This window comes from Lentzea sp. NPDC004789 (assembly GCF_053601075.1).
On record NZ_JBSGBE010000005.1, the window covers coordinates 66,581 to 88,236 of the forward strand.

The window sequence follows — 21,656 nt, forward strand, 5'->3', positions numbered from 1 at the left end:
TTGTCGGCGCCGACCCGCATTTGCCCGGCTGATGTCCAGGCGGTCGACCCTGACAAGACACCTGAACAGGCAAAACATGCCGATGGGGCCGCCTTCGGGAGATGTCCCGAAAACGGCCCCATCGTGACGTGTCAGGCCTGGTCGGTCCACCACTTCTGGCCGGCCTCGCCCAGGGTGGAGATCGGGTCGTAGTAGGGGTACCGGCGGTCCAGCGCCTCTGGGTCCTCCAGCTCGATCCCGGTGCGGTAGTTCTTGGTCCAGTAGGAAATGCCCAGCTCACGGTCGTACTCGGCGAGCTGGTGGACCCACCGCTTCCCGACGTACGGCACGTCGCAGACGATGCGCGGCGTCGCGTAGCCGGGCAGGTAGCCCATGATCGCGTGCTGCAGCTCCTGCGCCTCCCACACCGCCACCCGCCAGTGCTCGGCGTTGGGGATCATGTCGCACATGTAGAAGTAGTACGGCAGGATGTTCGCTTCCCCTTGCAGCGCAAAGCAGAGGTCCAGCAGGTCGTCCGGCGTCGCGTTGACGCCCTTCATCAGCACGCCCTGGTTGCGCACGTCTCGCACGCCGACCTCCAGCGCGGTGCGCGCGGCCTCGGCGACCAGAGGCGTGACGGACTGGGCGTGGTTCACGTGGGTGTGGATGGCGAGGTTGACGCCGCGGCGGGAGGCGGTGCGGGCGACGCGTTCCAGGCCCTCGACGACGCGTGGCTGGATCCAGTGCTGGGGGAGGCCGGCGAGGGCTTTGGTGGCGAGGCGGATGTCGCGCACGGTTTCGATGTCCAGCAGGCGCATGAGGAACGACTCGAGCTGCGGCCACGGCACGTTCGCCACGTCGCCGCCCGAGACGACGACGTCGCGCACGCCCGGGGTCTTCTTCAGGTACTCGATCATCTGGTCCTGGCGGTCGACCGGCTTCAGCGAGAGCTTGTGCTTGTCGATCAACGGCGTGGAGTTGCCGACCAGGTCCATGCGGGTGCAGTGGCCGCAGTACTGGGGGCAGGTCGACACCATCTCGGCGAGGACCTTGGTCGGGTAGCGGTGGGTCAACCCCTCGACGACCCACATCTCGGCCTCGTGCAGCGAGTCGCGCTGGGAGTGCGGGTGCGACGGCCATTGCGGGTCGCGGTCCGAGCGGACCGGGAGCATGTAACGGCGGACCGGGTCGGCGAGGAAGGCATCGGTGAAGTCGGAAGGTGCCGCGTCGACCGCCATGGTGTTCAGCATCTGCGGCGGGATCAGCATCGACATCGTCGCGAAGTTCTCCTGGTCCGCGGCCAGGTCGTCGTAGAACTTCTCGGTCAGCAGGTCGCCGGTGACCTTGCGGAGCTGCTTGACGTTCTTCACGCAGTTCACCCGCTGCCACTGGGCGTCGCGCCACTGCGCCTCGGTCACGTGGGACCAGCCGGGGAAGCGCCGCCAGTCGGGTTCGACCAGCTCACGGCGCACGTACGTGTACGGCTGGCGGTCCAGCCGTTCCAACGCCGTAGGGGCGTCGTGCAGCGCAGTCATCCGTACTCCTCTGCGTCGAGGTCGCGTAAAGATATCCTGTCATACCGCTAGCTTGCCGTAAATATTTCTGCTTGAGGCCTGGTGGAGGGCGGTGCGGGAGCAATTCGGGCGGCTCGCGCGTTGTCCGGGTATGCCTGTCTTCGCCCTGGTGCTCGTGGGGATGTTCGCCGAGATCGCGGTCATGATCGCCGTGGGAAATGCCATCGGCGGGCTGTGGATGATCGCGTTGCTGCTGGTCGGCACCCTGGTCGGGTTGCAGCTGGTGCGGCGGCAGGGTGCGCAGACGATGGCCGCGTTCTCCGAGACCGTGTGGAAGCGGCAGCAGCCGCACCAGGAGATGGCCGACGGCGTGCTCATCGCGGCCGCCGGTGTGCTGATCATGGTGCCTGGGTTCATCAGTGACGTGGCGGCGTTGTTCCTGCTGTTTCCGCCCACGCGCAGGCTCGTGAGCCGGCGGATCGCGCGCAAGGCCGAGGCGGCGGCGCTGAAGTTCGAGCACGAACGGCGCTTCGGGCCCGGTCAGGTCGTCGAGGGCGAGGTCGTGGACGTCGACCACGTGGTGATCACGGATCGGCGCGAGCTGACGTGATCCGCGCGTACCGGCCCGCTGACCTGGACGCGCTTTACGACATCTGCCTGGACACCGGCAACGGTGGGCTGGGCGCGCGCCATCTGTTCGATGACCCGCGTCTGCTCGGTCACGCGTACGTCGGACCGTACGTGGCGTTCGCGCCGGATCTCGCGTTCGTCGCGGAGGACGACGAAGGTGTCTGCGGGTACGCGATCGCGGCCGCGGACAGCGAGGCGTTCGAGGAGCGGATGGAGCGCGACTGGTGGCCTGACCTGCGCCTGCGCTATCCGTTGACGCCCAAGGCGAACCGGGTCGTGCGGCACATCCACGAGCCGGCGCGGGTGAATCCGCTGCTGGCGCTGGACTATCCGGCGCACATGCACGCGAACCTGCTGCCTCGCGCGCAGGGCAAGGGGCTCGGCGGCAAGCTCGTCCGTGCCGTGCTCGAACGTCTGGAGAAGGGCGTTCATGTGCACGTGCGGCACCACAACAAGCACGGTGTCGGTTTCTGGGAACACCTCGGCTTCCGCGTGATCGACTCCGCGGACAAGCTGGTGCTGGGCCTGCGGCTCTAGGCGAGCAGGTCCTTCAGCAGCAGGTCGAAGTCGACGACCTCACGCCCGGCCGGCACGGCCGCGTAGGTCGACTCCAGGAACCGTTGCAGCTCGGCGCCCGGCAGGTGGAACACCGCGTGCGAGTCCTCGGTGAAGAGCTCCAGCACGAGCACGTCGCCGTGGTCGGGGCGCAGCCGCACGTCGCCGAGGCCCGCCGGGGCCAGCAGGCCCTCCGACAGCAGCTCCCGGCCGACCAGCCACGTCGACTCCTGGTCGCTGGTGTGAAACCGCAGTGTGACGGCGTGCGGATCGTCCGAACGGTAGTGGAGGTCGACGTTCATCGGCTCGACCGTGCCGTCCGGCCGGATGAACTCGACGACGGTGGCGGTGCCGATCCGGGTCTCGTTGAACATCGCCGTTCTCCTCCGCTGCGAGGGTGCTGCCATCCACACGGATGCCGTTCGAGATCGGTTCAACGTCTTGGCGAAGAAAGTTCGCCCGTGTGTTGTGCGGGGTACCTGAAGGCGCATGACCGTCTACGGCATCCACGCGTCGCACGAGCAGATCCACCCCAACGGCCTGCTCACCGCCGTGCGCAGGGCCGAGGAGGCCGGGTTCGCCGCCGCGATGAGTTCCGACCACTTCTCACCGTGGAGTTCGCGCCAGGGCCACTCCGGGTTCGCCTGGTCCTGGCTGGGCGCCGCGCTGCAGGCGACGTCGCTGCCGTTCGGCGTGGTCACGGCGCCCGGCCAGCGCTACCACCCGGCGATCACCGCCCAGGCGATCGGCACGCTGGCCGCGATGTTCCCCGGCCGGTTCTGGGCCGCGCTCGGCACCGGCGAGGCGAGCAACGAGCACATCACCGGTGACGGCTGGCCGCGCAAGGACGTCCGCACCGCCCGGTTGCGCGAGTGCGTGGACGTGATCCGCGCGTTGCTCAACGGCGAGGAGGTCAGCCACGACGGCCTGGTCACGGTCGACCGCGCCCGGTTGTGGACCCTGCCGGACCAGGTACCGCAGCTGATCGGCGCCGCCGTCAGCCCGGAGACCGCCCGTTGGTGTGCGACGTGGGCGGACGGGCTGATCACCGTCAACGCGCCTCCCGAACGGCTGCACTCTCTCGTGGACGCGTACCGCGACGCGGGTGGGCGCGGCAAGCTCCACCTCCAGGTGCACCTGAGCTGGGCGCCGGACGAGGACGCCGCGCTCAAGATCGCGCACGAGCAGTGGCGCACCAACGTGTTCCGCCCGCCGGTCTGCTGGGACCTGGAGCTCGCCGAGCACTTCGACGTCGTCGCCGAGAACGTCACGCCGGACGACGTCGCGAAGGTCGTCGACGTGTCGTCGGACCTGAAGTGGCACGGCGAGAACCTGCACACCTACGCCTCACTCGGTTTCGAGGAGATCTACCTGCACCACGTCGGCCAGGACCTGATCCCGTTCGTCGAGGCGTTCGGCGAGCACGTGCTTCCGGAGGTGACGAGATGATCCGCACGTCCGACGTCTGGTGGAAGAACGCCGTCCTCTACTGCCTGGACCCGGAGACGTTCTCCGACAGCGGTTTCCGCGGCCTCACCGAGCGCATCGACCACCTGCACGAGCTCGGCGTCACGTGTCTGTGGCTGATGCCGTTCTACCCGACGGCCGAACGTGACGACGGCTACGACATCACCGACTACTACTCGGTCGACCCGCGCCTGGGCTCGCTCGGCGACTTCGTGGAGTTCGTCCGCACCGCCCGCGACCGGGGCCTGCGCGTGATCGCCGACCTGGTCGTCAACCACACCTCCGACCAGCACCCGTGGTTCCACGACCCGGACAAGCGCGACTGGTACGTCTGGGCCGACGAGCCGCCCGCCGACGGCCCGCAGGGCATCACCTTCCCGGACGAGGAGAACAGCCTCTGGGAGTACTCGGAGGAGGTCGGCAAGTACTACCTGCACCGCTTCTACAAGCACCAGCCGGACCTCAACGTGTCCAACCCCGAGGTGCGCGACGAGATCGCCCGGATCATGGGCTTCTGGATGGAGCTCGGGCTGAGCGGCTTCCGCGTCGACGCCGTGCCGTTCCTGCTCGAACACACCGACCGCCTGGACGCGCTGTCGTTGCCCGACCCGCACGACTACCTCACCGACCTGCGCGCGTTCCTGAACCGGCGCAACGGCGAAGGCGTCCTGCTGGGCGAGGTGAACCTGCCGTACAAGGACACGATGGCCTACTTCGGGCAGGGCGTCGGCGACGAGCTGACCATGTGCTTCGACTTCGTCGGCATGCAGGCGATGTACCTCGCGCTGGCGCGCAAGTCGAGCGGCCCGCTGGTCAAGGCCCTGCAGGAACGGCCGCAGCCGCCGCGCGACGGGCACTGGGCGACGTTCGTGCGCAACCACGACGAGCTGACCCTCGACAAGCTGCCCGAGGACGAGCGGTCCGAGGTCTTCGCGGCGTTCGGTCCCGAGCCCGAACACCAGCTCTACGGCCGCGGTCTGCGCCGCAGGCTGCCGTCGATGCTGGGCGACGACTACCGCCGCATCCGCATGGTCTACAGCCTGCTGTTCGCGCTGCCGGGCACGCCGGTGCTGTTCTACGGCGAGGAGATCGGCCTGGTCGAGGACCTGTCGCTGGAAGGTCGGCTCGCGGTGCGGGTGCCGATGGACTGGGAGGCGGCGGCCCGGCAACGTCACGCGCCGGACTCGTTGCTCACCTGGATGCGGCGGCTGATCGAGGCCTACCGCGAGTGTCCCGAGCTGGCGTGGGGCACTTTCCAGGTGCTCGACGTCGGCGATCCGTGCGTGTTCGCCCATCGTGCCGAGTGCGACGGTGGCACCGTCATCGCTGTGCACAACTTCGCCGACCGTCCGCTGTCGGTGCGGCTGGACGTGGACGGGGCGCTGACCGACGTCCTGACCGGTGACTCGTGCCTGCCGGAGCTGGAGCTGGGCCCGTACGACTGCAGGTGGTTCCGACTGGTTTCAGAGTGAAGCTTGCGGGATCTTTACGCGCTACGTGAAGATATTGTCGAGACAGCGTCGTCGACCGAAGGATTTTCAGGTGAGCGCGTACGGACTGCACCGTGTCGTCGAGCCGCAGGGCGTCCTGCCGCAGCAGGCGTGGCGGCTGGACGCGGAACCGGTGCCCGCCGCCGACGAGGTGATCGTCGCGGTCGAGCGGCTCAACCTGGACGCTGCCTCGTTCCGGCAGCTCAGGGAGCAGCACGGCAGCGGTGCCGCGGTCCGGCAGGCCGTGCTGGACATCGTCGCCGAGCGCGGCAAGATGCAGAACCCGGTCACCGGGTCGGGCGGCATGCTGCTCGGCACGGTGCTGGAGGTCGGGCCGGAGTCGCCGCTCGGGCTGAAGGCGGGCGACCGGATCGCGACGCTGGTCAGCCTGACCCTGACGCCGTTGAAGATCAACGACGGCCTGCAGGACTGGGACGGCGAGGACGAGCAGGTGCCGTGCCGGGGGACCGCGGTGCTGTTCGGACGGTCCATCGCGGCTGTTCTGCCTGATGACCTGCCCAACGAGCTGGCGCTGTCCGTGCTGGACGTGTGCGGGGCGCCCGCGCTGACGGACCGTGTCGTGCGCAGGCACCCCGGCGGCTCTGTGCTGGTGCTCGGTGGTGGCGGTAAGTCCGGTTCGCTCTCTCTTGCGGCCGCACGTCAGGCCGGTGCGTCGCGCCTCGTGGCGTTGGTGCCGACCGAGCGTGAGGCGGCACAGGTTCGTGCGGCAGGCCTCGCGGACGAGGTCGTCATCGCGGACGCACGCAACCCTGTCGCCGTGGCCGAGGCGGTCGGCAAGCAGGTCGATGTCACGGTCGTGTGTGTGGACGTGCCGGGATGCGAGCACGGCGCCATCCTGGCGACGGCGGACGGCGGCACCGTGATCTTCTTCTCCATGGCCACGTCGTTCAGCGCGGCGGCACTCGGGGCCGAGGGGCTGGCCGCGGACGTCGAGATGCTGGTCGGCAACGGCTATGTGCCAGGTCACGCCGCTTTCGCGCTGGACCTGATCAGGACCCAGCCGGGTGTGCGGGCGTTGTTCGAGCAACGGCAGACTGCGTGACGTGAGTACGCAACTTTTGGTCGGTGGCCGCATCTACGCACCGGATGCGACGGCCATGGCCGTCACGGACGGCGTCGTCGTGTGGATCGGACAGGACTCGGTCGGCCGCGCGCTGCACCCCGGCGCCGAGGTCGTCGAGCTGAACGGCGCCTTCGTCGCGCCCGCGTTCGTCGACGCCCACGTGCACGCCACGAGCGCCGGCCTGCTGCTGACCGGCCTCGACCTGACCCGCACGTCCTCGGTCGCCGAACTGCTGGAGCTCGTGCGCTCGGCCGACGGCCCGCTGGTGTGGGGGCACGGCTGGGACGAGACCCGCTGGGCGGAGAACCGGCCGCCGACGCGCGCGGAGATCGACGAGGCGGCGCAGGGCAAGACCGTCTACCTGTCGCGCATCGACGTGCACTCGGCCCTCGTCTCGTCGGACCTGATCACCGACGAGGCCCGTGCGGCGGACGGCTTCTCCATCGACGGCCCTCTCTCGCGTGCGGCCCACCACCACGTGCGCCGCACGGCCAAAGCCGCCATCACGCCGGAACAGCGTCAGGCCGCCCAACTGGCGTTCCTGCGTCACGCCGCGTCGATGGGTATCGCGTCCGTGCACGAGTGCGCCGGACCGGACATCTCCGGCGAGGACGACCTGCGCGAGCTGCTCCAGCACGCCGAAGGCCCCGAGGTCGTCGCCTACTGGGGCGCCCACGACCTGCCCGGCGTCGCGGTGCGCGGCCTGGCCGGTGACCACTTCGTCGACGGCGCGCTCGGCTCCCGCACGGCGGCCTTGCTGGAGCCCTACGCCGACGCGGACACGTCCGGAGCGCTCTACCTGACCGGTCAGCAGATCGCCGACCACCTGGTCAAGTGCACCGAACTTGGCGTGCAGGCGGGCTTCCACGTCATCGGCGACGCCGGCATGGCCGCCGTGATCGAGGGCTTCTCGATCGCCGAGAAGAGCCTCGGCACGCCCACGCTGGCATCCGCGCGGCACCGCCTCGAACACGTCGAGATGGTCACCGCCGAGCAGGCCCAGCTGCTGGCCGGGTGGGGCGTCATCGCCTCCGTGCAGCCCCTGTTCGACGCCGAGTGGGGCGGGCCCACCGGGATGTACGTGCAGCGCCTCGGTGCCGAACGCGGAGTGGGGCTGAATCCCTTTTCGCGGCTCGCGGCGGCGGGCGTGGTGCTCGCGTTCGGTTCGGACGCGCCCGTGACGGCCATCGACCCGTGGGCTGCCGTGCGCGCCGCGGTGCACCACAAGACCGAGGGCCACGGCATCTCGCCACGCGCCGCCTTCACCGCCCACACACGTGGTGGCTGGCGTGCGGCGGGTGTGGACGACGGTCTGACCGGCACGCTGCAGCCCGGTGCGCCCGCCACCTACGCGGTGTGGGAGACCGGTGACCTCGTGGTGGCGGCCAGCGACTCGCGGGTGCAGCGCTGGTCCACCGATCCCCGCTCGGGCGTGCCCGGGCTGCCCGACCTGACCGGGCCCGCGCCCGTCTGCGTGCGGACCGTGCTGAACGGCCGGACTATCTACGAAAGGAAGTGACTTCATGGCGTTGCTCGACCTCGACCCGCAAGTGGTCGCCACCGCGCGCGAACTGGCGGCGCGGGCGGCCGAACCGGTGGTGTCCATCGCGAAGGCGCACACCACCGTCGCCGTCGAGCGCGCCACCCTTCGCCTGGCCGGCATCACCGGCGCGGACTCCACCCACCGCGCCGGTGACGTGCCGTGGGTCAATCGGGTGATCGACACGGTTCGCGAGCAGTGCGGACTGGAGCACGGCGTGGTGCTGCCGGCGTTCCACGCGCTCAGGCAGCACGACCTCGGCACGCTCACCGAGCTCGCGGAGGCCACGGCGGCGGGGCAGATCCAGTTCCGGATCCCCACCGGCAAGGAGCTGACGGCCGCGAAGAAGGCCGCCACGTCCGCGGTCGCCAAGGGCCTGAAGACCGTCGACCGCAACCGGGCCCAGCGCGAGAAGCTCGTCGCCAGGCTCGGCGACCCGGCGCAACGACCGTGGATCTACCTGATCGTCGCGACCGGCGACATCGACGAGGACGTCGTACAGGCCCAGAACGCGGCCCGCGCGGGCGCCGACGTCATCGCGGTGATCCGCTCGACCGGCCAGAGCCTGCTCGACTACGTGCCGGAAGGCGCCACGCACCACGGGTTCGCGGGCACGTACGCCACCCAGGAGAACTTCCGGATCATGCGGGCGGCGCTGGACGACGTGTCCAAGGAGGTCGGCCGGTACGTGCGGCTGACCAACTACGCGTCCGGGCTGTGCATGCCGGAGATCGCTGTGCTGGCGGGACTTCAGCGCCTGGACATGATGCTGAACGACTCGATGTACGGCATCCTGTTCCGCGACATCAACCCCATCCGCACGTTCGTCGACCAGCGCTTCTCCCGCCAGGTCCACGCCCGCGCGGGCATCATCATCAACACCGGCGAGGACAACTACCTCACCACCGCGGACGCGGTCGACGCCGCGCACACCGTCACGGTGTCGCAACTGCTCAACGAGCACTTCGCCCACGAGGCGGGACTGCCCGACCACCTGCTGGGCCTCGGGCACGCCTTCGAGATCAACCCGAAGGTGCCCGACTCGTTCCGGCTCGAACTCGCGCACGCGCTGCTGGCCCGCGAGCTCTTCCCGGACGCACCGCTCAAGTGGATGCCGCCCACCAAGCACATGACCGGCGACGTGTTCAACGGCTATCTGCTGGACGGGTTCTTCAACCTCGCGGGTGTCCTTACCGGACAGTCCATTCTGCTCGTCGGCATGATGACCGAGGCGGTCGTGACACCGTTCCTGTCCGACCGCGACCTGGCCCTGCAGAACGTCCGGTACGTGCTCAACGCGGCGGGCAACCTCGCGGAGGACTTCCGTCCGGCGCCGGACGGCCTGATCGTCAAGCGCGCCCACCAGGTGCTCGGCGAGGCCGTGGACCTGCTGGAGCGGATCGTGGACGACGGGCTGCTCAACGCCATCGCGGACGGTACGTTCGGCCTGATGAAGCGCCCGGCCGACCAGGGCAAGGGCGCGGACGGGGTCGTGGAGAAGGCAGAGGGTTACTTCAACCCGGCGAGTGAGATGCTGGAGGCTTCGACCCGAAATGGCTGAAACACCGACCAGGTACGTGCGGCCCTACGGCGACACCACCGGCGACGGCATGATCCAGACGTCGTTCACGCTGCCGGTTCCGTTCGGCCCCAAGGCGGACGGCGCCGCGCAGCAGCTCGCGAACAAGATGGGCATGGACCCCGCGATGGTGGTCCACTCGCACCCCATCGGCGACGACTTCACGTTCTTCGTCGTCTACGGCTCGGTGAAGCACATCGTCGACATGGACGAGGTGAAGGTCGTCGAGCGCGAGTACCCGTTGCTCAGCCCGGCCGAGGTCAACACCACGCTCAAGAAGGTGTTGCGGCGCAAGCTGGTCGTGGTCGGCGGGTGCATCGGCACGGACGCGCACACGGTCGGCATCGACGCGATCCTCAACATCAAGGGCTTCGCGGGCGAGAAGGGCCTGGAGTACTACCGCGAGCTGAAGGTCGTGAACCTCGGCGCGCAGGTGAGCGTGCCGGAGCTGGTTCGCCGGGCCCGTGCGGAGAAGGCCGACGCCGTGCTGATCTCGCAGGTCGTCACGCAACGGGACGCGCACATCCTGAACACGCAGGAGATGTCCGCGGCGTTCCGCGAGGCGATGGGGGACAGGCGGCCGCTGCTGGTGGCGGGCGGTCCGCGGTTCGACCCGCTCATGGCCGCGGAGCTCGGGGTCGACAGGGTGTTCTCACGCGGCACCACGCCGGGTGAGGTCGCGAGCTACCTGGTGCACGCGATGCAGGAGAAGAAGGGGGTCGCCGCGTGAGCGGGGCTTTGGTCGAAGGTTTTTCGGTGACACACCGCCGTTACGTGCCGCACTCGCATGCGCACTACGGCGGCAACCTGGTCGACGGTGCCTACGGGCTCGGCATGTTCGGTGACGTCGCCACCGAGCTGTTGATCCACACGGACTCCGACGAAGGGCTGTTCGCGGGGTACAGCTCGGTCGAGTTCGCGGCGCCGATCCAGGCCGGTGACGTCATCGAGGCCACGGCGACGTTGGTGCGCATAGGAAAGCGCTCGCGCGAGATCGAGTTCGAGGCACGGGTGGTGTGCCGGTCGGCTCCCGATCGCGGGCCCTCGGCGGCGGACGTGCTGGCTGAGCCGATCGTCGTAACGCGCGCCCGCGGCACCGTCGTCGCTCCGAAAGCCGCGGAATAAGTTCGAACCGGCAGACGTCCTGCTTCCGAATCCCCGGCCGTGGGAAGGGAGCAGGACAATGTCATCCAGCAACAAGAAGCGATTACGGCGCGGTGCCTTCGCCGCGGCCGTGGTCGCCGCAGCCGCGGCGATACCGGCGGCACAAGCCTCCAGCCACCGCGAGGCACCTCTCATCGCGGCGGATCCGGCCGTGGACAACACCGACGTCTACGCCTTCACCAGCCCGGACAGACCCGACACGGTCACGCTCGTGGCGAACTGGTTCGGACTTCAGGAACCCAACGGTGGCCCCAACTTCTACCCGTGGGCGACCGAGGCCAGGTACGACCTCAACATCGACGCCGACGGTGACGCGGTGCCGGACAAGACCTTCCGGTTCACGTTCAGCACCGACGACCGGCGCGGCAGGGCGAACACCTTCCTCTACAACAACGGTCCGGTCACGTCGATCAACGACGAGAACCTGTTGTTCCGGCAGAACTACGACCTCGAACTCGTCGAGGGCAACAAGAGCACGCCGCTCGTGCGCAACGGCCGTGCGGCACCGTCCAACACCGGTCCCGCGTCGTTCCCGGACTTCGGTGCGATCAGGGACCAGGCGACCACCAGGATCCCCGGTGGCGGCCAGGTCTACGTCGGACCGGCCGAGGACCCGTTCTTCCTGGACCTGCGGGTGTTCGACCTGCTGTACGGCGGCAACCTCAAAGAGGTCAACCAAGACACCCTGATGGGCTACAACGTCAACACCATCGCCCTGCAGGTGCCCAAGACGATGCTCGCGCTGAAGGGCGACCCGAAGCGCAACCCGGTGATCGGCGTGTGGAGCGACACCGAGCGGCGCACGCTGAGGCTCGACCCCGGCAGGGCGACCCCGCAGGGACCGTTCGTGCAGGTGTCGCGGCTGGGCAACCCGCTGGTCAACGAAGTCGTGTCGTCGGCGGCCATCAAGGACGCGTTCAACGGCCTGGAACCGGTCAACGACGCGAAGGTGCAGGCGTTGCTGGACCGGGTGAACGACCCGGAGCTCGCGCGGCTGATCCAGCAGATCTACGGCATCCCGGCGCCGAAGACGCCGCGGGCCGACCTGGTGGAGATCTTCCTGACCGGGATCACCACGAAGGCGGGCGGGCCGGTCAAGGCGGATCTCAACTCCCAGCTGAACAACGCCGACGTGGACCCGAAGCGGTTCGCGCCGTCGGAGATGTTGCGGCTCAACATGTCCACGCCGGTCACGAAGAACCCGAACCGGCTCGGCGTGCTCGGCGGTGACCTTCAGGGGTTCCCGAACGGCCGCCGGCTCACCGACGACGTCGTGGACATCGAGATCCAGGCGGTGGTCGGTGCGGCGCAGACCGGCAAGCTCGTGCCGGCGCTGGCCAAGGGCGACCGGGTGAACGGCAACGACGTCCGCTTCGGTGACAGGTTCCCGTACGTCGGCCTGCCCGGCAACAGGGCGGTCAACTCCCGCTAAGCAGAGGTGCCTCAGATGTGGAAGACCATTCCGCTGCTGGCAGCTCTGCTCGCCGTTGCCGCCTGCGCCTCCCCGCAGGCGGCGACACCCGCCGCCACGCAGACCTCCTCCCTGCAGCGCACCGCCGAGTCGTTGCAGGCCAAGCTCCGCAGAACCCCCAACGACGCCGCCTCGTGGGCACGGCTCGGTGCCACGCACGTCGAGCTCGCCCGCGTCACCTTCGACGCCCAGCACTACGTTCGCGCCGAGCGCGCGCTGACGGAGTCGTTGCGGCTCAAGCCGGAGGGCAACGGCGAGGCGTTCATCGGCCGCGGCGCGCTCGCCAACGCCAGGCACGACTTCGCGGCCGCCCGCGACTGGGGACAGCGCGCGGTGGCCGCGCTGCCGGACTCCGCGCCCGCCCAGGGCGTGCTGGTCGACGCGCTCACGCAGCTCGGCGACGACACCGGTGCTTCCGCTGCGCTGCAACGCATGCTGGACCTGCGGCCGGGCGTCGCCTCGTTCACCCGCGCCGCCTACCACTTCGAGCTGCACGGCCGGGTGGACGACGCGCGCGAGGCGTTGAACCGGGCGCTGGAGTCGGCCGCTTCTCCCGAAGAGGAGGAGTTCTGCCGCTTCCACCTGGATGAGCTGAAGGGACGGACCGACGAGGAGGCGCTGGAGGTCTACCGCGGCCTCGTGGCGAAGGTGCCGTCGCCCGAGTACCTGGTGAAGTACGGCCGGGCGCTGGACCGGACCGGCAAGCCCCAGGAAGCACGGGCGCAGTACGACCTGGCGCTGCAACAGTTGCGCGCTCTCGGCGGCGACGACCTCACCGCGGCGCTGATCGCGGCTGACCACGGTGCTCCCGCGGAGGCGTTGCGGTACGCCGAGAAGGAGTGGGCGAAGCGGCAGAGCGTCTTCACCGCGGATGCGATGGCGTGGGCGCTGCACGTGAACAAGCGTTCCGCGGAAGCGCTGCCGTACTCGGACAAGGCGGTCGCGCTGGGCTGGCGCGACCCGGAGGTCCTGCGGCACCGCGAGGCGATCCTGGGGAGTCCGCGATGAGGGTGTTCCTCCTGGTGGTGTTCGGCATGCTGCTGATGGGCGGGGTCGCGCGGGCGCACCCGTTGAGCAACCTCAGCGTGAACCACTACGACGGCCTGCGGATGTTCCCGGACCGGATCGAGCTGCGGTCCGTTGTGGACAGTGCGGAGATCCCGACCATGCAGGACCGGGACTTCGTCGACGCCCGCAAGCGGTGCGCGGAACGGGCGAAGTCGTTGAACGCCATGGCCGAGGAGCAGGAGGTGCGGTTCGAGGTGCGCGACGCGGACGTCGTGCGCCCGCCCGGTGACGCCGGCCTGCCGACCATGCGGCTGACCTGCGAGTACACCGCGACGCTGCCGGTGCGCGGCGAGGTCGAGGTGACGTTCAGCGACTCGTACCTCAAGGACAAGCCCGGCTGGCGCGAGATCACCGTCGTCGGGGTCGACGTCGCGGTGTCGGGCGCGCCGGCCGAGTCGGTCACGAACGAGCTGCGCAGGTACCCGGACGACCTGCTGTCGTCTCCGTTGAACGTGCGGGCGGTGCGGTTCGTCGCACGACCGGGCGAGGGGACGGTCGTCACCCCGCCCGGAGCGCTGGGAAAGGCCACGAAGGCGGCCGTCGGCCTGGTGGGTGATCTCACCCCGGTGGTCGGGATCGGTGCGGTCCTGCTGTCTCTGGTGCTGGGCGCGTCTCATGCCGCGCTGCCCGGCCACGGCAAGACCGTGATGGCCGCCTATCTGGCGGGTTCGAGGGGTACCCGCCGCGACGCACTCCTCGTCGGTGCCACGGTCACCATCACCCACACGGCAGGGGTGCTGGTGCTCGGGTTGCTGCTCAGCGCGTCCAGCGCGATCGCCGGTGAGTCAGTGCTGCGCTGGCTCGGCGTGGCGAGCGGTCTGCTGGTCGCGGTGATCGGAGGAGTGCTGCTCCGCTCGGCGGTGCGGTCCCGTGGTGGTATGCGGCACCACCACGGCCATGGGCACGGTCACGGCCATGGTCATGGGCACCGCCGGGCGGGGCTCGTCGGCATGGGGGTCGCGGGCGGGCTGGTGCCCTCCCCGTCCGCGCTCGTCGTGCTGCTCGGCGCGATCGCGTTGGGCCGCACGTGGTTCGGGATCGTGCTGGTGTTCGCCTACGGCCTGGGCATGGCCGCAACGCTCACCGCCGCCGGGCTGCTGCTGGTGTCGCTGCGGGACCGCTTCGGGCCGCGGTTGGCCCGTTTCCGCCGGTACGCGGACTTCACGCCGATGGGCACCGCGGCACTCGTCCTGCTCGTCGGAGTCGGTCTGGCCACGCGCGCGCTGGCCGGTTGATCAGGAAGAAGGGGTCATGAGAAAGCTCATCGTGTGCGCGGCGCTCGCGTTGACCGCGTGCAGTTCGCAAGGTGCGGCCGCTGCTCAGTTCGACGACGAACGGCAGTCCGACATCGCCTGCATGAAACACCAGGACCAGACGCCGGGGGAGGAGTACTTCGACGAGGGTAATTGGGACACCGTGGTCTCGTTGTCCATCCTGCGTTATTACACGTCCAACGGCTCAAAGCCCTACTGCGACGGCAAAGGAGCTACGGCCGCGGACCAGGGCTGGCGCAAGCTCTACGTGCAGATGGGCGCGGACCAGACCAATCTCCGCTGATTCGACCGCAACCTCCGCCGCATTCCTCCGTTGGTCAATACAGAGGTAGTTACATGCGGGGAGGATGGGGCGCAGTGAAGATCGACCACCACGGAGAGATGCCTCCGTACGAGCAGGTGCGGGTGCACTACGCGCACGCCATCTCAAATCGAGAACTGCCGGTGGGCGCCAAACTGCCTACGGTGCGGGCGTTGGCGAAAGACCTGGGACTGGCGGTCAACACGGTCGCCCGCGCCTATCGCGAACTGGAGGAGGCGGGCCTCGTCGAGACCCGGGGCCGCGCCGGCACCGTGGTGAGCGCCAACGGCGACAACAACCGGGAACGCGTCCGCGCGGCGGCGGCCCAGTACGCGGCGATGTCCGCGGAACTGGGCCTGTCGTCGCAGGAAGCCCTGGAGATCGTCCGCGCGGCGTTGCGGCCCTGATCCGTTGGGGTGTTCCGCACCCGAACCCGTTCGTCCGCGCGCAGGAGTCAGCACACTGGCTCAGGTGACGGTGGGGGCGGTCGCGCGGCGCGCGGACGAACGGGTGATCGGTGCGGGCACCACGGTGCGGTTCGTGCTGTTGATGGTGCTGCTGTTCGTCGCGAGCGGCTCGATGATGCGCGACGTCGTCGGCGGCGTCTCGGGTGCGGACGGCGTGGGGTGCGTGCTGGCCGGCGGTGCCGATCCCGACGGGGGCAGCTTCCAGATCCAGCAGGTGCTCGTCCAGCAGATGCGCGCGTACGAGGCGTGCGTGGCGCGTTATCAACCGCCGCCACCGTGGTGGGTGGTGCTGGGATGGCCGGTTGTCGTGCTGCTCGGGGCCGTCGTCCTGGTCCGGCTGATCCCCGCGTGGCGGTCGCGGTCGCGGTTCGTGAAGCCGCTCGACGACGAGCACGTCGCGCACCGGCTGGTCGCCGAGGCGGCCGCGGGACTGGTGCGGATGCCGCGGCTGGTGACCGACCCCACCAGGGGCGTGGTCGTGTACGGCAGCAACCGGCGGCCGACGTTGCGGCTCAGCGCCGGGTTGCTGGGACTCGCGACGGAGGATCCCGCACACTTCCGGGGCGTGGTGCTGCACGAGCTGGCGCACATCCGCAACGGCGACGTCACCCTCCACTACGTCACCGTCGCGCTGTGGCGGATGTTCCTCGGCGCGGTGCTCCTGCCGTACACCGTGTGGGTCGTCGTGACGACCGTCCAGCCGTCCTGGTGGTCGGCGGACGAGCCGGTCGCGGTGCGCCGGATCTTCCTGGTGGTGCTGCTGGTCGTGCTGGTCTACCTGGCGCGCGCGGACGTGCTGCGCAGCCGGGAGGTGTGCGCCGATCTCGCCGCGGCGAGGTGGGGCGCGCCCCACCGCGTCTGGGACGGAGCCGCGGCCGGGCCGCGCGGGCGGTTCGCGTCGTTCACCGAGCTGTGGCGGACCCATCCGCGGGTGGACCTGCGCCGTGCCGCGCTGGCCGGCACGACCGAGCTGTTCGGCCTGCGCGCCCTGCCGATGTTCCTCACCGGGGTGGCCGCGGCGGTGGTGAACTCGCAGGTGCTGGACTACGTGCTGACGTACCTGGCCAAGGAGGGCCTGCTTCGCGACTGGACCGTCCAGGCGCTGATGCTGGTGTCTTCGGGACTGGTCGTCGGAGTGGTCGGGATCGCGTTGTGGCGAGCCGTCGTGCACGCCGTGCAGACCTCCCGGCCCGTGCCGCCGGGCGCGCGAATCGGGTTGTGGCTCGGGTTCGGGCTCGCCTTCGGCGAGGTGTTCCTGGGACGGGTCGCCGTCGGCGAGTGGCTGCCCCGCCACCCCGAGACCCTGCTGCTCGTCGTGCTGGCCGCCACGGCGGTGACGTGGTGGATCAGTCAGTGCGCCCGCCTGTGGGCGACCGTGCGGAAGGCGACCTGGGTGACGACGGCCGCCGCACTCGGCGCGGCGTGGCTCGCGCTGGCGTCGTGGTTCGTCTGGTGGCTGGGCAACGGCGTGCCGTACGCGCTCGGCCTGCCCATCGGCGCCGACCAGATCCGCGAGGTGTTCGTGCGCGGCCTGGGCGGTCCGGCCGAGGACTACGCCTTCGTGCTGGCCGCGGCCGGTCGCGGTCTGCTGGTGCTGGACGGCCTGTCCGCCCCGGCGTTCGTCCTCGCGTCGGTGAGTGCGCTGTGGATCGTGCCGTTGCTGGCGTGGACCGTCCGGACCGCGGACGGCACACCGCGGTGGCTGCGCGGCACCCTCGACGCGTCAGGGGTCGTCGTGGTCGCGGAGGCGCCGATACCGCCGCTGCGCCGGGCGTTGCTCCCCGGCCTGATCGGTGGCGCGCTGGCGGGCGTCGCGGTGCTGGGGTTGCAGGCGTACCTGCACACGTGGCGGCCGCTGCCAGCGGGGTCAGGCGCGCTCTTCGCGCTCTCCTACCAGACGTCGGTCCTGATGGTGCTGCTCGTCGTGACGGCGACGTCCGCGGTCGTGGCCGCGGCGCGGGCGGGCGGCTACCGGTTGCTCTGCGCGTTGATCGGCGCGGAAACGACGGCGGTGGTGGGATCCGCGCTGGCGTTGGCGTTCATGTCCCTCGACGGCTGCGTCGAAGCGCTGAGCACCGTCGAGTCGACGTGCGGGCCGCACTTCGGGATGTCCGGCTTGGCTCTCCGGATCACGCTCGCCCCGGTGGTCGTGGTCGGCGCGGTCGCGGCCTTCGTGGCCGCCGGTGTGGTGGCGACCGTCCGGCGAACGCCCGCGGTTGCGGTGCGGGCACCCGGCACGCTGGCCGCGCGCCGGCGCGTGATCGCGGTCCTCTGCGCGGCGGCGGCCGCGATCGCCGTCACCGGAGTCGTGCTGCGGGCGCGGCCCGGCGAGGTGAGCGATGATCAGGTCGCGGCGCTGTTCTCACCTCCCGGGGCCGTGCAGGTGCCCACGCGCACCCGTGCGGCGCAGGTGTACGCGTGGAACCTCCACGGCGGCAAGGAACTGAACCAGCGGCTCGAGGACACCCTCAGGCGCCACGCGGCGACGTTGACCGCGCTCGGCTCCTCCACCGGCCCGGTCGACGTGTCGCCGTTGCGCCCCACCTGCACGGAGTTCGGTCAGATCGCGCGCGACGCGGCGCGGTACTTCCGCGCGCCCGACGCCGTCGCCCAGCAGCACTGGAGCCGGTACATCGAGCTCGCCGAACGCGGCAGCGCCCACTGCGTGGACGCGCTGGACCAGGGCCCCGAGCGACTGCTCCTCCGTGCCCTGGAGGAGCTGACCGGCGCGGTGTCGGAGGCGAACGCGGCGTTGGACCGGCTGGCCCAGGTCAAGGACGGCTGAGGCTCACCCGCAGGGCGGCCGGTAGTCCTTGCCCGGCAGGTAGCGCCGCCACTGCTGCTCGGTGATCGGATCGCCGGCCGCGTTGCAGATCCCGGTGATGACGTGGTCGGGATCGGTGTCCCACAGGTCGACGCCGGCACCGGAGCGGACGACGGCGAGCGTGCCGCCGTCCGGGCTGAACGCGAGGTCGTAGTAGTTCTCGTACTCGCCGCCCGGCAGGTGGAACTGCTGGACGGGGGCGTCCGGATCGGCCACGTCCCAGATCTCCGGGCGGGTGGTGAACGTCGACCCGTGTTGTTCCATGCCGATCAACGCCACGCGCTTGCCGTCGGGGCTGAACGTCAGTTTGCCGCCGCTCACCCTGCGGTTGCCGACGGCCGCCTTGACCGCGTTGCCGGGCAGCCGGTGGTCCTTCACCCGCCACAGCCGCAGGGTCTGCGTGGAGTCGAGGGCGGCGAAGAGCGATCCGTCCGGGCTGTAGGTGAACTCGGCGCTGAGTCCCTGCGGCAGCGGTTTGCGCCACAGTTCGGTGGGGTGCGCGGGATCGCTGAGGTCGAGGGTGCGCAGCTGCTTGCCGGCGTTGGGGTCGTAGGGGAGTGCGGCGACCTCGCCGCGCGCCAGAACGGTGAGCACCGCGCCGTCCGGGGAGAACTCGACGCTCCACGCCTCGATGGGCAGCTTGGCGATCTGACGCGGCTGCGCGGGGTTCGCGAGGTCGAACAACCGCAGGCTCGCCGGGGTCTGGTTGCTCTTGGCCAGGCCGTTGACGTCGGAGATGGCCAGCAAGGGCTTGGTGGGGCTGAAGGCGATCTCGCTGATGCCGTTGTCCAGGTCCTCGATCATGGCCAGCGGTGGGCCATCGGGGTTGTCGGTGTTGCGCAGGCTGACCCCGACCGACTTGCCGTTGTCGTACAGCTCGGGCATAGCGAGCAGTTCGCCGTTCGCGCTCAACGCGATGGATGCGCCGGTGAACATGTCCGGTGCCGGTGCGTTGTACAGCTGCCGCGGCTTGGCCGGATCGCTCACGTCCCACAGGGTGTTCGCGCCGGGGTTCTGCACGGCGACGAGCTGCCGGTCGCGCGCCTTGCGGTACGCGAGCTGCGCGCCGGTGCCCGGGACGCCGGGCAGGAAGCCCTTCGCGCCCGGCTGGTCGGGGTTGCCGACGTCCCACACGTAGACGCCGGCCGCGTCGACCTGCAGCAGCCGTCGTCCGGCCGGGTCGAACAGGACCGGACCCGGCTGGAGGTCGCCGCGGTCCGTCGTCGCGGCCTTCGACAGCACTCCCGGCGCCGGATCGGTGGTGTAGCTCAGCACCTTCCACTTCGAGCCGCACGTGACGGCCAGCTGGGTGCCGTGCGGGCTGAACGCCAGCGAGAGCACGGACTCGGTGTCGCACGGGCTGGTGCCGAAGTGGCCTTCGTCGGCGTAGGGAATCCGTTGTGGCGCGTCCGGTTTGTCCAGGCGCCACACGTCCGGGCCTGGCGCGTCCGGTGCGGCCGGGGTGGCCAGCAGCCGTCCGGTCGGGTCGAAGGCCACGCGGTGCAGCGGTTCCCTGGCGTTGCGGGGTGTCGTGAACGGTGCGCCGGTCAGCGTGGTGACGGGTTCGGGGCGAGCCGGGTCGACGACGTCCCAGAGCCGGATCTGCCCGTCCGTGCTCGTGGACGCGAGCAGGCCGCCCCGTGCTGCGACGGCCAGCGAGTCGACCGGTGCGCCGTGCCCCTCCAGCGGCGGCAGCGGTTTCGGCGTGCCGGGGTCGGCGAGGTCCCAGATCAGGATCGCGCCCGCGTTCGTGCCCGCGTAGAGCGTGTCGTCGTTGAACGCGAGCGCACGGATCACCGCGGGCATCTTCTGTTCCGCGGTCTGCCGCGGGCGTGACGGGTCGGTGACGTCGTAGAACCGCAGGGCTCCCTGCTTGGCGTCGGTGCCGGTGAAGTGCGCCGCGACCAGCTTGGTGCCGTCCTTGCTCACCGCGACGGCGCCGGTGGTGATGTCCCCGATTCGCCCGGACCGTTCGCCGGCGCGCAGCATGATCTCGTCGACCGCGATGATCGCCAGGAGCTTGTCGTTGCCGACGACGTCCGTGACGACCTTCTCGTCGGCGATGACACCGGGCGTGCGCTGACTGTCGAGCATCGCCCGCCGGCCCGCGTCGCGGTCGAGCCGGTAGGACTCCACGCTCAGCTGCTTGGCCAGCCCCGGTTTGCGGTCGCGCAGGAACTCCGCCTCGGCCGCGAGGAACCGCGCGAGGTCGCGGTCGCGGGCCTGCTCGGCCTGCCGCGCGAACTTGACCGCGCCCACCAGCCCGGCGGGCGCCAGGACCGCGAGCACGGCCAGCACCGCGACGACCGCCCGCCCGCGGCTGCGCCTCCGTTGCCCGCCGCGCCAGGAAGCGTCCATGAACGCGGTGGTGACGGCGTCGAGGTCGGTGGCCCGGCTCGGGGACGCCGCAGCACGACGGTTCGCCTCCGCGAGCCGATCTCCCCTGTACAGCAGGGACTTCGGACGTCCGGCGTCGTGCCACCGCTGCGCGTCGGCGGCGAACTGACGGCGTGCGTGCTGCCAGTCGCGTTCGGCGTCGAGCCATTCGGTGAGCCGTGGCCAGGTGCGGCTGATCCGCACCGCGTTCCCGGTCCTGGTGAGCAACCCCGCTTCCGTCAGCAGGCCGAGAACCCGTTGCCCTGCCTGCGCGTCCGGCAGACCGGCGGTCAGTTCGTCGAGCGGGACGGAGATCCGCAGGTCCGGGCTGCCGTCGCCGAGCCGGACCAGGCGCGGCAGCATGCGCCGTGCGGCTTCCTGTTCGTGCGCCTGCAACTCCGCGTAGAGCGGCTCGACGTCCGGACCGGCTTCGGCCGGTGTGCCCGGCTCGACCAGGAACTGGTTGTCCCGCAACGTTTCCGCGAGCACCGGGTGTTCCGCGGCCTGCCGGTAGAAGCCGGCGTCGAGGGCCATGACGACCGTGGTGCTGTCGTTGAGGGCCCTCAGGAACGCCTCGCGCTCGTTGCGGTCCAGCGCGAACAGCTCCTCCAACTGGTCGACGACCAGCAGGTCCACGGGGTCGGGTGTGCCGGTGAGGGGAGTGATCGCGCGCCAGGACCGTTCCTGCTCGGCCGGCAGCCAGGTGTGCAGCAGGGACGTCTTCCCCGAGCCGGCCGGGCCGACGAGGATCAGCCGGCCCGGTCTCGCCGCCGCGGCGCGCAGTTCCTCGGCTCCTGAACGGCCCGGCCCCAGGTACGGACTCACGGATCCCCTCCCCAGCGTGATCCCCCCCGCAGTGATCAAGAAGGACCA

18 protein-coding genes are annotated in these 21,656 nt (G+C 70.2%); 15 read left to right on the forward strand and 3 right to left on the reverse strand.

What is annotated here, in order from left to right:
* Window positions 1-131: 131 nt before the first annotated feature.
* Complete coding sequence (locus tag ACWEIJ_RS13200) at window positions 132-1,514, reverse strand: KamA family radical SAM protein (RefSeq protein ID WP_449837390.1); 1,383 nt, start codon at window positions 1,512-1,514, stop codon at window positions 132-134.
* 130 nt (window positions 1,515-1,644) lie between these two features.
* Here ACWEIJ_RS13200 and ACWEIJ_RS13205 point away from each other — a divergent pair, with 130 nt between their 5' ends.
* Window positions 1,645-2,103 (forward strand): FxsA family protein, encoded by a 459-nt coding sequence (locus ACWEIJ_RS13205; RefSeq protein ID WP_449837391.1) that lies wholly within the window; start codon window positions 1,645-1,647, stop codon window positions 2,101-2,103.
* Window positions 2,100-2,660 (forward strand): GNAT family N-acetyltransferase, encoded by a 561-nt coding sequence (locus ACWEIJ_RS13210; RefSeq protein ID WP_449837392.1) that lies wholly within the window; start codon window positions 2,100-2,102, stop codon window positions 2,658-2,660. The genes ACWEIJ_RS13205 and ACWEIJ_RS13210 overlap by 4 nt, the downstream gene beginning before the upstream one ends.
* Here ACWEIJ_RS13210 and ACWEIJ_RS13215 read toward each other — a convergent pair.
* On the reverse strand, window positions 2,657-3,052 hold the full coding sequence (locus ACWEIJ_RS13215) for an SsgA family sporulation/cell division regulator (RefSeq protein WP_449837393.1): 396 nt from the start codon (window positions 3,050-3,052) through the stop codon (window positions 2,657-2,659). The genes ACWEIJ_RS13210 and ACWEIJ_RS13215 overlap by 4 nt on opposite strands.
* A 115-nt stretch (window positions 3,053-3,167) precedes the next feature.
* Between ACWEIJ_RS13215 and ACWEIJ_RS13220 the strand changes: the two genes are divergently transcribed.
* From ACWEIJ_RS13220 to ACWEIJ_RS13280, 13 genes are all read left to right on the forward strand, one after another.
* Window positions 3,168-4,127, forward strand: a complete 960-nt coding sequence (locus ACWEIJ_RS13220; protein ID WP_449837394.1) for a TIGR03885 family FMN-dependent LLM class oxidoreductase — start codon at window positions 3,168-3,170, stop codon at window positions 4,125-4,127.
* A complete protein-coding gene (locus ACWEIJ_RS13225) occupies window positions 4,124-5,617 on the forward strand; it encodes an alpha-amylase family protein (protein WP_449837395.1) in 1,494 nt (497 codons plus the stop codon). Before ACWEIJ_RS13220 ends, ACWEIJ_RS13225 begins: the two co-directional genes overlap by 4 nt.
* Window positions 5,618-5,687: 70 nt before the next feature.
* Window positions 5,688-6,698 carry an L-erythro-3,5-diaminohexanoate dehydrogenase gene (kdd, locus tag ACWEIJ_RS13230; protein WP_449837396.1) on the forward strand — a complete coding sequence of 337 codons (1,011 nt, stop codon included), beginning with the start codon at window positions 5,688-5,690 and terminating at the stop codon, window positions 6,696-6,698.
* Window positions 6,691-8,238 carry an amidohydrolase gene (locus ACWEIJ_RS13235; protein WP_449837761.1) on the forward strand — a complete coding sequence of 516 codons (1,548 nt, stop codon included), beginning with the start codon at window positions 6,691-6,693 and terminating at the stop codon, window positions 8,236-8,238. Before kdd ends, ACWEIJ_RS13235 begins: the two co-directional genes overlap by 8 nt.
* A gap of 4 nt (window positions 8,239-8,242) precedes the next feature.
* Window positions 8,243-9,820: a lysine 5,6-aminomutase subunit alpha gene (gene kamD / locus ACWEIJ_RS13240; protein ID WP_449837397.1), complete on the forward strand. Its 1,578-nt coding sequence runs from the start codon at window positions 8,243-8,245 to the stop codon at window positions 9,818-9,820.
* Window positions 9,813-10,568 (forward strand): lysine 5,6-aminomutase subunit beta, encoded by a 756-nt coding sequence (kamE, locus tag ACWEIJ_RS13245; RefSeq protein WP_449837398.1) that lies wholly within the window; start codon window positions 9,813-9,815, stop codon window positions 10,566-10,568. Before kamD ends, kamE begins: the two co-directional genes overlap by 8 nt.
* Before the next feature lie 26 nt (window positions 10,569-10,594).
* The gene (kal, locus tag ACWEIJ_RS13250) at window positions 10,595-10,963 is read left to right on the forward strand and encodes a 3-aminobutyryl-CoA ammonia lyase (protein WP_449837399.1); all 369 of its coding nucleotides are present in this window, start codon (window positions 10,595-10,597) and stop codon (window positions 10,961-10,963) included.
* Window positions 10,964-11,021: 58 nt separating this feature from the next.
* Entirely contained in the window at window positions 11,022-12,434 is a 1,413-nt protein-coding gene (locus ACWEIJ_RS13255) for a DUF4331 domain-containing protein (protein ID WP_449837400.1), read from the forward strand.
* 15 nt (window positions 12,435-12,449) lie between these two features.
* Window positions 12,450-13,481, forward strand: a complete 1,032-nt coding sequence (locus tag ACWEIJ_RS13260) for a tetratricopeptide repeat protein (RefSeq protein WP_449837401.1) — start codon at window positions 12,450-12,452, stop codon at window positions 13,479-13,481.
* Window positions 13,478-14,776 carry a nickel/cobalt transporter gene (locus ACWEIJ_RS13265; protein WP_449837402.1) on the forward strand — a complete coding sequence of 433 codons (1,299 nt, stop codon included), beginning with the start codon at window positions 13,478-13,480 and terminating at the stop codon, window positions 14,774-14,776. Before ACWEIJ_RS13260 ends, ACWEIJ_RS13265 begins: the two co-directional genes overlap by 4 nt.
* 16 nt (window positions 14,777-14,792) lie before the next feature.
* Complete coding sequence (locus tag ACWEIJ_RS13270; RefSeq protein ID WP_449837403.1) at window positions 14,793-15,098, forward strand: hypothetical protein; 306 nt, start codon at window positions 14,793-14,795, stop codon at window positions 15,096-15,098.
* Between the two features lie 98 nt (window positions 15,099-15,196).
* Entirely contained in the window at window positions 15,197-15,523 is a 327-nt protein-coding gene (locus ACWEIJ_RS13275) for a GntR family transcriptional regulator (protein ID WP_449837762.1), read from the forward strand.
* A gap of 64 nt (window positions 15,524-15,587) precedes the next feature.
* A complete protein-coding gene (locus tag ACWEIJ_RS13280) occupies window positions 15,588-18,368 on the forward strand; it encodes a M48 family metalloprotease (RefSeq protein ID WP_449837404.1) in 2,781 nt (926 codons plus the stop codon).
* A 3-nt stretch (window positions 18,369-18,371) separates the two neighbouring features.
* Here the strand turns inward: ACWEIJ_RS13280 and ACWEIJ_RS13285 are convergent, their stop codons facing one another.
* A complete protein-coding gene (locus ACWEIJ_RS13285) occupies window positions 18,372-21,608 on the reverse strand; it encodes an nSTAND1 domain-containing NTPase (protein ID WP_449837405.1) in 3,237 nt (1,078 codons plus the stop codon).
* Between the last annotated feature and the right edge of the window lie 48 nt (window positions 21,609-21,656).

What these genes read in the sequence shown, in the direction of transcription:
- ACWEIJ_RS13200 (WP_449837390.1), bottom strand. Translation starts at nt 1,514, where the DNA reads ATGACTGCGCTGCACGACGCCCCTACGGCGTTGGAACGGCTGGACCGC.
- ACWEIJ_RS13205 (WP_449837391.1), top strand. Translation starts at nt 1,645, where the DNA reads ATGCCTGTCTTCGCCCTGGTGCTCGTGGGGATGTTCGCCGAGATCGCG.
- ACWEIJ_RS13215 (WP_449837393.1), bottom strand. Translation starts at nt 3,052, where the DNA reads ATGTTCAACGAGACCCGGATCGGCACCGCCACCGTCGTCGAGTTCATC.
- ACWEIJ_RS13220 (WP_449837394.1), top strand. Translation starts at nt 3,168, where the DNA reads ATGACCGTCTACGGCATCCACGCGTCGCACGAGCAGATCCACCCCAAC.
- ACWEIJ_RS13225 (WP_449837395.1), top strand. Translation starts at nt 4,124, where the DNA reads ATGATCCGCACGTCCGACGTCTGGTGGAAGAACGCCGTCCTCTACTGC.
- kamD (WP_449837397.1), top strand. Translation starts at nt 8,243, where the DNA reads ATGGCGTTGCTCGACCTCGACCCGCAAGTGGTCGCCACCGCGCGCGAA.
- kamE (WP_449837398.1), top strand. Translation starts at nt 9,813, where the DNA reads ATGGCTGAAACACCGACCAGGTACGTGCGGCCCTACGGCGACACCACC.
- ACWEIJ_RS13255 (WP_449837400.1), top strand. Translation starts at nt 11,022, where the DNA reads ATGTCATCCAGCAACAAGAAGCGATTACGGCGCGGTGCCTTCGCCGCG.
- ACWEIJ_RS13260 (WP_449837401.1), top strand. Translation starts at nt 12,450, where the DNA reads ATGTGGAAGACCATTCCGCTGCTGGCAGCTCTGCTCGCCGTTGCCGCC.
- ACWEIJ_RS13265 (WP_449837402.1), top strand. Translation starts at nt 13,478, where the DNA reads ATGAGGGTGTTCCTCCTGGTGGTGTTCGGCATGCTGCTGATGGGCGGG.
- ACWEIJ_RS13270 (WP_449837403.1), top strand. Translation starts at nt 14,793, where the DNA reads ATGAGAAAGCTCATCGTGTGCGCGGCGCTCGCGTTGACCGCGTGCAGT.
- ACWEIJ_RS13275 (WP_449837762.1), top strand. Translation starts at nt 15,197, where the DNA reads ATGCCTCCGTACGAGCAGGTGCGGGTGCACTACGCGCACGCCATCTCA.